This is a genomic window from Neobacillus sp. NPDC097160, assembly GCF_044762155.1.
Classification (GTDB): Bacteria; Bacillota; Bacilli; order Bacillales; family Cytobacillaceae; genus Neobacillus.
Genome location: NZ_JBIWDU010000019.1, coordinates 49,003 through 62,861 on the forward strand (window position 1 = coordinate 49,003; position 13,859 = coordinate 62,861).

General features: G+C 37.9%; 16 protein-coding genes and 1 riboswitch. All 16 genes read right to left on the reverse strand.

What is annotated here, in order from left to right:
* Positions 1-13: 13 nt before the first annotated feature.
* A complete protein-coding gene (locus ACIQXV_RS23535) occupies positions 14-532 on the reverse strand; it encodes a (2Fe-2S)-binding protein (RefSeq protein ID WP_402962766.1) in 519 nt (172 codons plus the stop codon).
* On the reverse strand, positions 529-1,410 hold the full coding sequence (locus tag ACIQXV_RS23540; RefSeq protein ID WP_402962768.1) for an FAD binding domain-containing protein: 882 nt from the start codon (positions 1,408-1,410) through the stop codon (positions 529-531). The genes ACIQXV_RS23535 and ACIQXV_RS23540 overlap by 4 nt, the downstream gene beginning before the upstream one ends.
* Positions 1,411-1,447: 37 nt before the next feature.
* Entirely contained in the window at positions 1,448-1,894 is a 447-nt protein-coding gene (locus ACIQXV_RS23545) for an SRPBCC family protein (RefSeq protein ID WP_402962771.1), read from the reverse strand.
* A 99-nt stretch (positions 1,895-1,993) separates the two neighbouring features.
* On the reverse strand, positions 1,994-2,365 hold the full coding sequence (locus ACIQXV_RS23550; protein WP_402962774.1) for a DsrE family protein: 372 nt from the start codon (positions 2,363-2,365) through the stop codon (positions 1,994-1,996).
* Positions 2,366-2,740: 375 nt separating this feature from the next.
* On the reverse strand, positions 2,741-3,511 hold the full coding sequence (locus ACIQXV_RS23555; protein WP_402962776.1) for a maleate cis-trans isomerase family protein: 771 nt from the start codon (positions 3,509-3,511) through the stop codon (positions 2,741-2,743).
* Positions 3,484-4,623 (reverse strand): zinc-dependent alcohol dehydrogenase, encoded by a 1,140-nt coding sequence (locus ACIQXV_RS23560; protein WP_402962779.1) that lies wholly within the window; start codon positions 4,621-4,623, stop codon positions 3,484-3,486. Before ACIQXV_RS23560 ends, ACIQXV_RS23555 begins: the two co-directional genes overlap by 28 nt.
* A gap of 16 nt (positions 4,624-4,639) precedes the next feature.
* Entirely contained in the window at positions 4,640-5,443 is an 804-nt protein-coding gene (locus ACIQXV_RS23565; RefSeq protein ID WP_402962781.1) for a DUF3891 family protein, read from the reverse strand.
* 29 nt (positions 5,444-5,472) lie between these two features.
* Positions 5,473-6,177: an isochorismatase family protein gene (locus ACIQXV_RS23570; protein WP_402962783.1), complete on the reverse strand. Its 705-nt coding sequence runs from the start codon at positions 6,175-6,177 to the stop codon at positions 5,473-5,475.
* Positions 6,178-6,202: 25 nt separating this feature from the next.
* Complete coding sequence (locus ACIQXV_RS23575; protein WP_402962786.1) at positions 6,203-7,159, reverse strand: CobW family GTP-binding protein; 957 nt, start codon at positions 7,157-7,159, stop codon at positions 6,203-6,205.
* A 104-nt stretch (positions 7,160-7,263) separates the two neighbouring features.
* Positions 7,264-8,478 carry a benzoate/H(+) symporter BenE family transporter gene (locus ACIQXV_RS23580; protein WP_402962788.1) on the reverse strand — a complete coding sequence of 405 codons (1,215 nt, stop codon included), beginning with the start codon at positions 8,476-8,478 and terminating at the stop codon, positions 7,264-7,266.
* A 31-nt stretch (positions 8,479-8,509) separates the two neighbouring features.
* The gene (locus ACIQXV_RS23585) at positions 8,510-8,992 is read right to left on the reverse strand and encodes an aromatic-ring-hydroxylating dioxygenase subunit beta (protein ID WP_402962791.1); all 483 of its coding nucleotides are present in this window, start codon (positions 8,990-8,992) and stop codon (positions 8,510-8,512) included.
* A 54-nt stretch (positions 8,993-9,046) separates the two neighbouring features.
* Positions 9,047-10,207 (reverse strand): aromatic ring-hydroxylating oxygenase subunit alpha, encoded by a 1,161-nt coding sequence (locus ACIQXV_RS23590; RefSeq protein ID WP_402962794.1) that lies wholly within the window; start codon positions 10,205-10,207, stop codon positions 9,047-9,049.
* 90 nt (positions 10,208-10,297) lie between these two features.
* On the reverse strand, positions 10,298-10,549 hold the full coding sequence (locus ACIQXV_RS23595) for a hypothetical protein (RefSeq protein WP_402962796.1): 252 nt from the start codon (positions 10,547-10,549) through the stop codon (positions 10,298-10,300).
* 240 nt (positions 10,550-10,789) lie between these two features.
* Positions 10,790-11,404, reverse strand: coding sequence for a nucleotidyltransferase family protein (locus ACIQXV_RS23600; RefSeq protein ID WP_402962952.1), 615 nt, complete (start codon positions 11,402-11,404; stop codon positions 10,790-10,792).
* Positions 11,389-12,501, reverse strand: coding sequence for an XdhC family protein (locus tag ACIQXV_RS23605; protein WP_402962799.1), 1,113 nt, complete (start codon positions 12,499-12,501; stop codon positions 11,389-11,391). The genes ACIQXV_RS23600 and ACIQXV_RS23605 overlap by 16 nt, the downstream gene beginning before the upstream one ends.
* 481 nt (positions 12,502-12,982) lie before the next feature.
* On the reverse strand, positions 12,983-13,324 hold the full coding sequence (locus ACIQXV_RS23610) for a DUF6054 family protein (protein ID WP_402962802.1): 342 nt from the start codon (positions 13,322-13,324) through the stop codon (positions 12,983-12,985).
* Positions 13,325-13,666: 342 nt separating this feature from the next.
* Positions 13,667-13,776: riboswitch (TPP riboswitch) on the forward strand.
* Positions 13,777-13,859: the final 83 nt, after the last annotated feature.

The window sequence follows — 13,859 nt, forward strand, 5'->3', positions numbered from 1 at the left end:
TCACCCCTTTTCATTATGACTTCACTGCTACCTGCTCTTTCTTATCTACCCTTTGATTTGACACGTTTTCTGTTGTATACTGCTTGACTGCCTTGATGATATTTGTATATCCCGTACACCTGCATAAATTCCCAGAAATCATTTCTCTTATTTCACTTTCATCCGGTGAGGGGTTTTTCTCCAAATCACATACTAAAGACATGAGAAATCCTGGTGTACAAAAACCGCATTGCAGCGCATGGTTATCAGAAAATGCCTGTTGTAGTGGATGAAGCGTGCCATTATCCGCTGCAAGTGATTCAACGGTTTCAATTTCCGCTCCATCTGCTTGGACTGCAAGGACTAAACATGAACGGACAGGCCTATTATCCATTTTTACCGTACATGCCCCACATACTCCGTGTTCGCACCCAAGATGAGTACCCGTTAGTCTTAATTCTTCACGTAAAAAATCTGCTAGTAAAAGACGCGATTCAACATCTTTAATAACTTTTTTTCCATTGACAGTTAACTCGATCTTTTCGAGGGTCATGCCATCATCCCCTTCGGTACTCTGTTAATTGCAGTCTGTAATGCTCTCTTTGTTAAAATTGTGGCTAAATGAACCCGATATTCTACCGAGGAGTGAAGATCACCTTCAGGATCCAGATAGTCTTCTATTGAACCTACAGCTTCCGTTATTACATGTTCCGTTGGCTCTTTTCCAATAAGAAAGTCTTCAATGTCATCTAAGACGATGGGTGTTGGTCCCGCACCCCCAACAGCTAATTGAACAGAAGAGAAGTAACCTTTTTCATCGAGTCCAACTACTGCCGCTACTTCAACAAGGGCAAAATCACCATGTCTTCTAGTCATTTCTATGAAAGCGGAACCAAAATTCTCGTTTATAATAGGAAACCTAATCTCTTTCACTAATTCGGTCGGTTCCAACGTTGTTAGAAGATAGGTAAGGAAGAATTCGTCTGTTGGAACTGTCCTTTCCCCTTCTGGGCCGATAATTACGATTTCCCCGCGCAGCGCACTTAAGATGCACGGTAACTCTGCAGATGGATCCGCATGAGCGATACTTCCTCCTATCGTTCCACGACTCCGGATTTGTGGATGGCCTACATTTTTCATGCCCTCAATTAATAGTGGGCAATATCTACTGATCAACTCCGATTCTTCTACCTCATAATGTCTTGTTAATGCGCCAATCGCAATGACTGAACCGTCTTTTTTTATATAATTTAATTCTTTTATGCGGCTGACATCAATTAAATACTTCGGCGTAGATAACCGCATATTTAGAACAGGAATTAAACTTTGTCCGCCAGAAATAATTTTTGCATCTTCCCCATAATCTGCTAAGTATTGAAGTGCATCTTCAATCGTAGCTGGTCGTAAATATTCAAATTTTGCCGGTTTCATTATTAAACCTCCCCTATGTAAATCGGGTGGGAATTAGTTAGGCACTTTTTTTCCCAGTTTCCTTCTCAACATCTTTAAAGAACTTCCCTGCCATAAATTTAGCAATGCCACTCAACACCCTGCTTCCGACACTTGCAATCATGCCTCCCACGTCCGCTTGGCAATCCCATTCAAGAACGCAGCCTTTTTCAGTTGGGTTGAGCTTGCAGTCCATTTTCGCCTTTACATGCCCTGGCGAACCACTTCCTTCGGCATTAAATACATAATAATGAAACTTTTCGATTTCCTCTAGCTTTACTTTCCCAACATATTCACCCTTAACAGCAGCAACCCCCAGCTTCATGACCACTTCGTATTCATTTTCACCAACAAGTTCTAACTTTTGGCAGCCTGGTATTACTTCTTTTAAAATTTCTGGATCATGTAACGCATTCCAAATGACTTTTACTTGGTGTCCAAATTCCCTATTTCCTTTTAACTCCATTATTTATGATCCTCCTGATTTATAGTTAGCACTAACAAACATAATATTTATTTTCCTAACTCTTATCAATTAGTGATACTGCGTTAATCGAAATAAAGTTTATCCATAGGTAATCACACGATCATTTTCAACAGTCATTCTCACGAGTGCATTTGGCATTCCCAATTCTACTTTTTTGCCTTCTAAATCCGCTTCTTCCATACCTCTAGCTCCACAGGAAACTTTTGATAATACAATCTTTCCGCCGCCCTTAATGATTTTCTCCACTGAATCTCTTAACGTAACAGCTGTTTCTCCGATCCCAAGTGTTTTATTTAAATTTTCATCACGGATGAGTTCTACAGCAGCCCCTGCTAAAAACATTGAAACCTGATGGCCCTCCTCTATTGCTGTTCTTGCAATAAGAAAGGCACGATCGGCCTGAGTAGGTGCAGAAGGACCATGTGTTAAATGTACAAGTATTTTCGCCATTTTGTTCTCTCCCTTCTATTTAAATTGTATTCATAATAGACTTTCACACTATTGAACTGGAAAAACTTAATAGCCAGAAAAAGAAAAATCTCCGTTTGAATTAAATTGGTGGGTACTAACTAACATTTGTGTGCTATTTACTTTATCACTATGAACAACTTGTTAAATACATCATAAATTAAACATTCGGAATTTTCAAGACATTTTCGGTTTTGCAGTTAAATTTTTCCCAGCAGATTCTATTAATGAAGATACCCTTTTAATAGCAATTTAAAGAGGCTTTCCCAAAACAAAGAGCAGGGCACTCCAACGCTACAAATAGATAAATAAAATCAAACGTGGACAAGCCAGCCTTTTTCAGGACAGCCTCTTTCATCATTTTGATATTACGGATTTTTCTGTTGCCAATAACCTCCCAGCGTTTGGTACAACTGGTTTTAGACCAAGGTTTTTCAAGATTTGATATACCGTTGATGTTGCAGCAGATAAAACCGGCAGTCCAATTTCGTCCTCAACAATTTGAATAGCTGGTAAGGACGGCATTTGTACACACGCAGACAAGACAACTGCATCTGCACCGTTCGTATTTAAATTTCTAGCATGTTTTACAAGATTCATTGGATCCAATCTACCTACCTCTAGGTTATCAGATACTTCAAGACTAATAGAGTCAATGACTTCAATGCCACTCGTATTTAGATACTCAATCACCATATTTGTTAACGGTTTCATATATGGCGTAATAATGGATACTTTCTTAGCACCAATTTCCTTGATTCCTTCAATAAGTGCACCTGCACTACTTACAACTGGAGCAATACTTTTATTGCCTTTCACAACTTGACATAGACGATCTTCTGAGGATACATGATATCCTGAACCCTGGGACATGATGGCAATTAAACATGCATAGGCTAACACATCGCATTTGGCATCAGAGAGTTCTATTGCACAACGGTCACTATCAAGATCCATCTTTTTTAATTCTTCTTTCGTGACATGCAGCATCCTCATTCTGCTAGAATGAAAGGTAAATGATTCCTCTGGAAACCATTCCTTTCTGCTATTAAGCATTGCAGGAATTTCAGTCTCCATTGTTGTGTTAGAACTTGGTACAATTAAACCAACCCGATAGTTTTTTTGCATGATTTTTCCCCTTCCTTATTTGTTACTTGATTCAATACCGCAACATGTATACAGCCATCCAAACCTTTAGCATGGGTATTTACAGCTTTAAATGTTTCAGATACGTCAAATTCATGTGTAATCATTTTTTCTAGCGGATAACGGCCTGATTCAATGATCTTTAAAGCCACTCCTACTGCTTTTTTCGGACGGCCTAGTACACCTTTGATTGTTAAAAGCTTCCATGTGATTTTACTAGACATGACTTCGTCTGTAAGAAAATGATCTGTACCTGAATGAACAATTGTCCCATGGTATCCTGCTAGATCTAAACATACCTTGAATTGAATGGGGGTTGTTGCAGCATTGATCACCGTGTTAGCCATCTTACCATTCGTAATTTTTGATACTTCCTTTTCAAGATCCTGTTTGTCAGCATAAAGGACATGGGTTGCACCAAATTCTTTCGCAATTGCTAAACGATGAGCATCTTTTGAGAGGCCTGTAACGATAATGGTTCCGGCACCTGCTTCCTTAGCCCCGATTACAGCTCCAAGTCCCATTGGTCCCGGACCTTGGATGACGACTGTATCTCCAACGGTGGTATTTCCAACCTGCTGAACCCAATGAACACCATTAGAAATGGGGATAAATAGTGTCAATAGATCTGCAGGTACTTCTTCGCTTACCTTATGAATAATAGAATGGGGATGCAAATACATATATTCTGCGAAGCCACCCCAGAGTGCTGTTTTCTCATTATGGATGCTCATCGCACCATATCTTAAATCAAAGCAAAGGTGATAATTTCCTGTTAAACACGGATCACAGTGCCCACATGGGATATACTCCTCCACAATGACACGATCTCCCTTTTGTACATTCCATCGTTTTTCTGCTTCTGGTCCAATTTCATCGATATAGCCTACGATTTCATGACCAATGATACAAGGGAGTTTAAATACAGCGTTTCCACCGTGTAAATACCCTTCACTATCCAGCCCACAAACACCACAAGATTCTACACGTAATAGACCATCGTCTTTTCCTACCGCTGGTATTGGAAATTCCATCATTTCAAGTTGTTCTTTTCCCGTCAAAACTGCTGCTTTGGCATGTGTTGGTCTAGTCATTTATTAACCTCCTCCATCACTTCTTCCTAATCTTCCATTTGATAACTTCAAATGGAGCGTTTTCTATTTCCTGACATAGTTCTTCATGACTCTCATATTTTCTGTCAGGGATTTTTCGAACCTTAACTGATGTTTCAAATTCTTCTTTGAACGGAAACGGCTCAATGAACACTGACCCATTGCCAGGTAGTTGAACGGAAAGATGAATCCCTTCACCATGTTGATTTTTACGAACAGGGCCTAGCGTCGCTTCTGCCTGATCTTGAAGTCTATTTAGTGAGACGAGTTGTGACATTCGATCCATTAATTGCAAAAATTCATAATCCATCCATATTTTCTCTTCAAATCCGCTGCGCTTTTCATTAAATTGCCAATATTTCATTTTAACGTCGACCCATTCCTTTTGCGTTTCAATGACTACATTTTGCATAAAGTCCTTTAAATCTTCAGGAATTTTATAGGTAAACGTTGGATCGTAACCAAATCGACTCGTATATAAGCCAATCCAATGCATTCCGATTAACATACCAGCATAAGGATCCTCTTCTAACATTTTTTTATACCCGTTTGAATAAAACTGGACATGCTGCTTAACATTAATATTGATGAAATTAATAGGTCTCCCAGTTTCTTCATTAAATAGAACTTCTTTATCGGGCTCCACCCAACCAATATCATGCTTCTCAACAGCAGTAATTAATGATTGGGAAGGTGCTGCGAATTCTTCATTTCCCCAATGACTTGCTACTTCACCAGCCTGTATCGAATGATGGTACTGATCGACTAACCAAATTTCGTTATCGTGTTTCGTAACAAACATACTCTTCCTCCTAAAGACAATATTTTAAACTATGCATGTTGGACTTTTTTCTTCAGGGCTGTAATCACTTCATTGGTACAAAGGACATCTGCATATTTCTGCGACATGTCAAAAAGGTTCATGGCATGGGTTGTGATCCCACGATCAAATACGCACTCTTCGGGAACGACAACATTTAAATTGTAGGAAAACGCATCAACGACTGAAGCGCGTACACAACCACTAGTTGTTGTACCAGCAACGATTAATGTATCAACATTTTGATCAACTAAATACGAGATGAAAGGTGTTCCGAAAAATGCACTTGGTTTCTTTTTTGAAATAACAATTTCTCCAGGAATCGGTTTTAGCTGCTGGACAATTTCTGTTCCTTTTCCGCCTTCCACTAATGTCGGGTGTCCAAAAACATTCCCTTTAATAGCTGTTTTCTCATTTGAATTATGTTTATGTCCTTCAATAATCGTATAAAAGATCGGTATATTAACCTCCCTGCACACAGTCAACAGTTCCTTAATATAAGGGATTGACTTCCATGCATCCGCTCCACAACTAGTAGGGTATTTTTTAATCGACTGTTCAATTTCCTCAGATTCTTCACCTGTAAAGCCATACGTTACATCAATGATGACTAAAGCAGGTTTCTTGCCAAGTCCATTTACTTTACCTAATCCGGCACCATAATAAACTTTTTGGTCCCTTTCGTCTAAATATTGGTCCCAAATTCTTTTCCCCATTTCCATCCTCCTTAATTAAAAAGTCCTATACGAATTCAGGTTGGGCTCCGATTGTTTTCAACCACTCGCTCTTTAACGTACCTGAATCAAGATCAATCCCTATTAAAATCAAAAAATATTGATCGGAGCTTTCTGACTTCCATTCCATTCTTCTCACACCTGAATATTGAAACAAATTTGAAGTAGTTTTCCCCTCCTCCAAAATCTGAACAAACCCCTTGGCACGAACGATTTTGTCGGCATGCCTAGTGAGAAACCCCTTTACAGCTGCTTTTGTAAGTGAACGATCAGCAGGTAGAACCAACGTTGTCATACTGGAATAGTTTTTTTGCATGCTATTCCCTTTATCTGGACTGTGTTGCTTTACATTATTGGTGGAAAATATATGTTTCAATAGCTTTTCAAAATCGATATCACCGAATTGAGCAAACTCTATTTCTGCAGCAGAGTTCCGTTTTTTGATGATCTTTTTGATTTCATCCCCTGCACTTTCTCTAACCAAATCCATTTTATTGATCACAACATGGTTGGCACATTCTAGTTGATAATACAAAGTATCTTTGAAAGCATGGGAATGAGCATCAAGTAGAAACTCTGCATCAAGGACTGTAATGATGCTTTTCAACTCTACTTTGGCAATAATCTCTCTTTCATTGAGTGTATTTGCTACCTCCTCGGGATTTGCCACCCCTGTTAACTCGATAAAAATGACATCGGGCTTTTTTTGTAAAAGTGCATCGATACTTTGTGTAATTTCACTTTTTTTGCTGCAACATATACATCCATCCAGTAAGGAATCAATTTTTTCACTATCAAAACTCTTCGAAACGAGCAAACCGTCTACATCTACCTTACCTCGTTCATTAATTAACACGGCGTAATTAAAATCGTACTTTTTCGTTTCAGTTAACAATTTTAATAGTAAAGTAGTCTTCCCACTTCCTAAAAAACCGCTTAAAATCACAACAGGAATTCTATTCATTTTTTACCTCACCAGTTAGAGTCCTACCCTATTTTCATTAATTAGTTAGCACTAACTAATATCCTTGTTATAAAAAAACAGCTATCCCGTATCATTTACAATACTTAATCTTGCTTTTCAACGACTTTTGCAATAAAGGAGCCCATTACTAAAGCTAAAACTGGTGCACTAATATGAAAAAAAGAAATATTTGATAACGCAATGACGAAGGCAAACGTTGAGCTTAAGCGGAATTTTTGCTTTGAAAAACCCATTTGTAAACTTGATCCGAGCACTCCTATAAGAGCAAATCCCGCCAACATGGATACAAATGAAACTGGTAACGCTTTAATAAAAGGAATAATTTTCCAGGCGAAAATGCCGAATAGAAGAATCAAAACACCAGAAACAACTGATGCCATATACCTTTTCTCTCTAGGACCTGTCTCATCACTTGCACATATTGCTGACATCATTCCTGCAATGTTTGCACTTTGCCCCCCAAAGAAAGCTGTTATCATTGTAAAGATTCCGCTTGCTGATATTATTTTTTGGGTTGGCGGTTTAAAGTTTGTACTTTCTAATGCACCAATTCCCGGAGCTGCATCATTGCTTAATATAAGTAGTGCCAGCGGTATTGATATTGTAAAGATTCCAATTAAAGAAAATTCCGGTTTAAATACGCTAGGAAAAATATATGAAGTTTCCATTGCTGAAACTTCGATATTTTGTGTAAAAAGTATAATTGGAAGTGCAATACAAACCGCACCAAGAACAGCTGGTATACGCTTAACCCATTTTATAAAAATAAAGTAGCATAGCACTGCTGGGATACCAACAATGGCTAAGTCATTGACTGATGATATTAGACGAACAACATAGGTTGTAATCATTCCGCCTAACATGGCTGCGATAATTTCATTAGGAAACCATTTCATTATTTTTGTGAAGAGCCCGGAAACTCCTACAATATAAATGATCAACCCAGTTATCATATATCCACCAATTAGTTCAGAAAATGAATAATAAGGGGTAATTGTAACAAGAAACGCCACACCAGATAAAGAATGTGCCCCTGTAATTGGAATTTTATAAATTAATGGAAAGAGGATACTGAAGAGCCCTCCAAAAAAATATACCGCAAACATCCAGGATATCGTTTGTTCATGTGTAAAATGTCCGGCATCAGCTGCTGCTAGTATAATAGCGGGCGGTCCCGTCATTGCAAGCATAGCGGATATGATTCCGGAGGAGACATTAGTTGTTGTCAGATCTTGTAATGGCCTTTGTTTGGGTCTATGAATACCAGTTTTCTTACCCAGATAGGCTTCCGTTTCCATAAAGTGCAAACCCCTCAATCATAAGGCAGCCTTATAAAATAAAACTTAGGTTCCCAAGTGGTTCGTTATTGTTTAATAATTCAACCTTCTTTAAGCCGATTTTCAAACCATTTCCTTCGAAGAGCAAATGATGCTCATTTCTGCCAGCAAACATCGTTTGTATTCCTCTTCTTAATTCCACAAGCAGGAAATTAGATGATACAATTATTTTTTCTCCAAACTCTTCAAGTATTTCCACATTTGTAATGAGATGACGTGTTTTCGATTGAGGCTGCTGACCGTACGCCAGACCTGTTTGAAGCCTCCACACTCTTTCTTCCAGCCGTATCCTATCGTCGTAGATAATCGATACGTGTGTTTCAGGGTCAATGTCGTTGTCGTTGCAGGGAATCCAGTATCGGCAGTCTTGTGTAAATAATGCCAGCCACTCTTCAAACTTATTTTCATTAATATATCTTGCTTCTTTGTATAAAAAAGCCTCTATTTGTTGTAAATCAATTCTTGTTTTGATCAAAGCTTTTCCCCTTCCCTTCTTAATCAGATTTTTTTCCGTACATTGTCGAAACAGTTACACTTCCATTAGACGCTTCCATTCCTTATAAATCGCCCGAGTCGATACTTCATCACTCGAATTAGCGGTAATAACTCCATTTTCATCGATCTGTTCCCTATTCAACCCGCGGCTGATTACTAACCATTCATTTCCTTCAGCCTTCAGTCCCTCTTTTACCCGTTCAAAGGCAACTTCGACATCATCCGGGCTGCCAAATCCTGCTGGCCCATAAAAACCTTCGTGAGTTCGCAGACGTTGCGCGTTAACTTCTTTTGATGCACCCTTTAACATAATCGGATAGAGCATCACTTCTGTCCGTTCAACTGATACAGGTTGTATGACCCGGACTTGCGAGCCCAATAGACTAAGATTTGGGAAGATAATTAAATTAAATGGAAGAGCGCCGATATTTAAATCCCCCCCCAATTCGTATAATGAATGCCCATTCCCTAGATCTGATACCTTTTCTTCCTTATGCATCTTAGCGAACTTCATCTTCTCACCTGTCCGCTTCGCAATAATATCAAAAAACGTTTTGTGTACAAAACTTAGGTGATAGGGATCGATTGTATTTTCTACTTGGAACTTCCAGTTAGCATTAAGGAAATACTTGTGCTTACCTGCAGATAATTCGATTCCTTCAGGACCAGAATCAGCAACAAAGTCAATGTATGGCATGGCATTTCCTAAATGCTCTGTCAATGGTTTGACATTCTCGTCTAAGCTAGCAAAAATAAATCCACGGTAACTTTCCACTCTAGGAACTTGAATCAACCCCATTTCCTCCCTGTTGAAATCCTCCCCATATCCATCCTGAAAAGGAGCACCAAGAAGTTTACCGCTGTTTGAATAGGTCCAGCCATGATAGGCGCACCTAAGTACATGAGCGTTGCCGCATTCATCTTGACACACCGATGCGCCCCGATGCCTGCACCGATTAAAGACAACATTAATCTGCTCGCTATCTGCACTTCGTGTAACGATGACCGGCTGTGAACCAATTTTGGTTGTTTTATAATCACCTGCGTTTGCGATCTCACTTTCATGCCCAACATATACCCACGTTTTACTGAAAATCCGATCTATTTCCATTTTAAAAATGGCTGGATCCGTGTAAATCTTGCCGTGAACAGCACCCTCTTTAACATAATCACTAATGTTTATCGTATTTAACATTAATCCTTCACCTGCTTTACATATTTTGTAGAACATTTTTTTGGAGGTAACTTTTCTATCAAGTGGGAGAAATCCTGCTCATTTTCTTAATTATGATTTATAACTTAAAACCGGCTCATTAGTAGAATGACCCTTCCCCTTCCAATGGCTGATTGATGGGTCAAGTATAGGATGAAGATCTTTATGATCACACCATGCCAAGGCTTCTAGTTCAAGTGGATCAAGATAGATAACCCTTTGCGTTCGTATATCCTTGATCATAAGTCTAATGCCGTTGGAAGAAAGATCTACTTTTACAGAAACGTGAGCAAATTCATTTTTAAGGATTAATTCCTCGAACATACTTTACCTCCCTTTGGTAGTTAGTACAAACTAACATTAAAATTAAATTTATAAGCAGAACAAAAATATCATTCTACTTAAAAACAACGTTAGTTGGTGCTAACTATATAGGTGTATTTAAAAATATTACCACTATGACCATGATAATATATAGCAAAGAACGTTGTCAATATAATTCTGAATCTTCAATAATTTCTTTAATAATAATTCAAGTGGAAGATCATGCCTCATTACCGTTCGTTAATCAGTTTCACCTTCCATTAATAACTGATAGTCTCTAGGGGTGTCTACATCGGGTATCGCTTTTCTATTCATCTCAGAATAATAAACTTGATGTTCGAATTTTTTTATTACTGATTTTCCCCCTTCATCCCCATTAATTTTCATTAAATGCGGAAACAGGTTTTTTTTGAATAAGACAGGATGCCCTTTGATCCCTTGATATTTAGCTTGAATTATCGAGAAGCCCTGGTTACGATTGTGATCTTTAATAATTGTATTAATTTCTGCTGATGACATTAATGGCTGATCTCCCAACAAAAAAATAACCGATTGTACAGTTTCTGGTAAAGATCTGAGTCCTATTTTGACGGAAGTTGACATTCCTTTTTCTGACTGATCATTCAATATTATTTTACTGACCCCTTCTATTCGTGCCTCATTGACAAGATTTTTTATAAGTGGATTCACTACAACAATGATCCCTTCCAAATGGGATTTTAGACATTCTTCAATCGCATGTCGTAGTAGTGATTTTCCTTTATAAGGCAATAGCAATTTAGGCTTTCCCATTCTTGTCGAAAATCCAGCAGCTAAAATGATTGCCCATACATGGCCATTTACACTTTCAATAATTGTTCGTCCTCCTTGCTAGGGAAATGAAAAGCCCCTTTTGTTAGCTTATTACCCGTTCCACCGCGATAAACCATTGAAATTTCCGCTATTATGCTCAATGCAATTTCCTCCGGGGTTACCGATCCGATATCCAAACCAATGGGACTATGGATTCTATGTTGATTAGGATGATTATTTAATCCCAAACCATTACCTAATTCATATGTTCTTTTTCTTGGTCCCAACAAACCAATATAGGCTGCTTCTGAATTTAAAACTTCTTTTAACATCATCTGATCTTGTGAAAAATGATGCGACATAATAACAACATACGTATTTTCATCAAGTCTTACATTAGGTATTGTTCCGGGATTATAACAAATTAAATCATCTGCTTCGGGAAAGTTCTTCTGATTTATAAAAGCAGGGCGATGGTCCATTACAGTGACATGCCATTTTATGTTCTTTGCCATCTGTACTAATGGTATGGCATCCGGCCCGGCACCAAATATGACAATTCGTGGAGATGGAGCAATTGTATCATAAAAAACTTGAAACTCTTCTTCCCCACCAATTTGTGCTAATGTACAGTTCGGGCGTGAATCCATTGTGTCTAAAAAATCATTAATAATTCCTTTAAATGGAATGTGATAATATTCCTGGTTTTCCGGGTCAACTAACCATTTACTACCAACCAAATTTGGATTCTCTGCTTTCGTGATGGTAATACTGTGAATCGTTTTGCATAAGCCAAGTTTAAACCAGTTTTCAATTTGTTCTGATTTCGCCAAGTCTCGAATTGGAGAATATGGTTCTAGCAAAATATTCATTTTGCCATTACATCCCAAGCCCAGCCCCCATAAAAGATCTCCTTCACCTTGAAAATTATAATTTACGATTTTAGGCTGTCCATTTTCGATTACTTGAAAAGCGATCTCTTTTAAATCACCCTCAACGCACCCTCCGCTTACCAGTCCAGTAAACTGTCCATCTCCTGCTATAAAGCATTTTGCGCCGGTCTTTTGATAAGTGGAACCTTGTGTAGAAATAATTGTTCCAAGAACACCCTCTAAACCAAGGCTCTTACATCGAATTATTTCCTTATATATTGCCTGCATGTTGCCCTCCCTTAAATTAGAAATTACCATTAAAGAATAATGATTAATTAACTCCCTTTCTAGATTAAGCGTTTACATTTTATAGAGATTAATGAAGAAGTGTTTAGCAAATTTTAGTAATAACCTATATTATTATTTCTAAATTCTGATTTGTCAATATATTTTGTTTTTAATGATTTTAAACACTTTTAATGGTTTATTCATAATTTGTTCATTTCTAGAGATTATGATGAATACATGAATCGGACATGATCTTTTCATAGCCTTTCAACCCCCTTTTAATATATATTTTTTTATCCGGCCTATTGCCGGATATTTTTTTGAGATTCTGACTCCAAGCAATTTCTAATGTGATACATGATTAATTAGAGAATAGAGTGTAATGCGAAACCTTTAAATGATTGATTTGACAACGGCCAACAAAAAAAGCTGTAATTCCTTTGGAACAACAGCCGGCATACATTTTTTGCTACAATATAGTTTATTTTGCTCTAAACGGTTCTAAAGTATCTATGACACTATTAATAAAACTGTTCCCCGCCCCCCAATCAAACCGGAAGATTGCTCCTTGGGCAGTGCCTGATGCTGCTGCATGTACTTTTGCAGCCCCTTCCAAGTTATCGATGGTAATGGTCATGGAACCACGATTACCTGAGCGAAAATAATATTTTTCAAACACTAATACTATGAATTCGAAATTCCCGATTGAACGATGATAGCGGTCAATTAATGTACCTGAAATACTTCCATTTACAATTGCTTCTTCTATCTTCTCACTTGCTTCTTTAGGTGTTATCGACACGATAATTTCACTAACGTCCATATGTTCTCCCCCTAAAAAATATCTTCCTATACTAAAATCAACAAAATACCTTTCATATTTTATGGGAATCTTATCCTTCCATACGTTTTGAATTTATTTTAGTTTCATTTTCTAATATCTTTCTTGTCATTAGCATCCTTAATCAAAAAGTTCCAAAAATATTGTGAATCCTTCCGAAGTGATATTAGACGATGTTAATTTTTTGGCTATTGTGACTGGATTTTCTTTACTAGTTAATTGTTTATTTGTTCTTGGTTTCACTCCTTTCTACCAAATCACCATATTTTGTACTAGTCAAAATAAAGGTTTCTGTTATAATGAGTTGGGAATATAATTTAATAGCTAGAATTGTAGGGGAACCGGTGTTGCCGGTTGAGATTACATCCTTAAGATGTTGACTCTTAGTACCTGATCTGGTTGATACCAGCGGAGGGAACATATTCTTGAACAATTGAAATTGTTTGCTTATATGCGCCCTAGGTTCTCCACTAGGGTGCTTTTTTATTGTCTAGCTCCACAAGGAAAGCTTCGGCAG

Excerpts from the sequence above, each read along its gene's own strand:
- ACIQXV_RS23540 (WP_402962768.1), bottom strand. The coding sequence starts at position 1,410 with ATGAAACCGGCAAAATTTGAATATTTACGACCAGCTACGATTGAAGAT.
- ACIQXV_RS23575 (WP_402962786.1), bottom strand. The coding sequence starts at position 7,159 with ATGAATAGAATTCCTGTTGTGATTTTAAGCGGTTTTTTAGGAAGTGGG.
- ACIQXV_RS23610 (WP_402962802.1), bottom strand. The coding sequence starts at position 13,324 with ATGGACGTTAGTGAAATTATCGTGTCGATAACACCTAAAGAAGCAAGT.
- ACIQXV_RS23565 (WP_402962781.1), bottom strand. The coding sequence starts at position 5,443 with ATGTTTGTTACGAAACACGATAACGAAATTTGGTTAGTCGATCAGTAC.
- ACIQXV_RS23545 (WP_402962771.1), bottom strand. The coding sequence starts at position 1,894 with ATGGAGTTAAAAGGAAATAGGGAATTTGGACACCAAGTAAAAGTCATT.
- ACIQXV_RS23535 (WP_402962766.1), bottom strand. The coding sequence starts at position 532 with ATGACCCTCGAAAAGATCGAGTTAACTGTCAATGGAAAAAAAGTTATT.
- ACIQXV_RS23595 (WP_402962796.1), bottom strand. The coding sequence starts at position 10,549 with ATGTTCGAGGAATTAATCCTTAAAAATGAATTTGCTCACGTTTCTGTA.
- ACIQXV_RS23590 (WP_402962794.1), bottom strand. The coding sequence starts at position 10,207 with ATGTTAAATACGATAAACATTAGTGATTATGTTAAAGAGGGTGCTGTT.
- ACIQXV_RS23555 (WP_402962776.1), bottom strand. The coding sequence starts at position 3,511 with ATGCAAAAAAACTATCGGGTTGGTTTAATTGTACCAAGTTCTAACACA.
- ACIQXV_RS23570 (WP_402962783.1), bottom strand. The coding sequence starts at position 6,177 with ATGGGGAAAAGAATTTGGGACCAATATTTAGACGAAAGGGACCAAAAA.
- ACIQXV_RS23560 (WP_402962779.1), bottom strand. The coding sequence starts at position 4,623 with ATGACTAGACCAACACATGCCAAAGCAGCAGTTTTGACGGGAAAAGAA.
- ACIQXV_RS23550 (WP_402962774.1), bottom strand. The coding sequence starts at position 2,365 with ATGGCGAAAATACTTGTACATTTAACACATGGTCCTTCTGCACCTACT.
- ACIQXV_RS23580 (WP_402962788.1), bottom strand. The coding sequence starts at position 8,478 with ATGGAAACGGAAGCCTATCTGGGTAAGAAAACTGGTATTCATAGACCC.
- ACIQXV_RS23605 (WP_402962799.1), bottom strand. The coding sequence starts at position 12,501 with ATGCAGGCAATATATAAGGAAATAATTCGATGTAAGAGCCTTGGTTTA.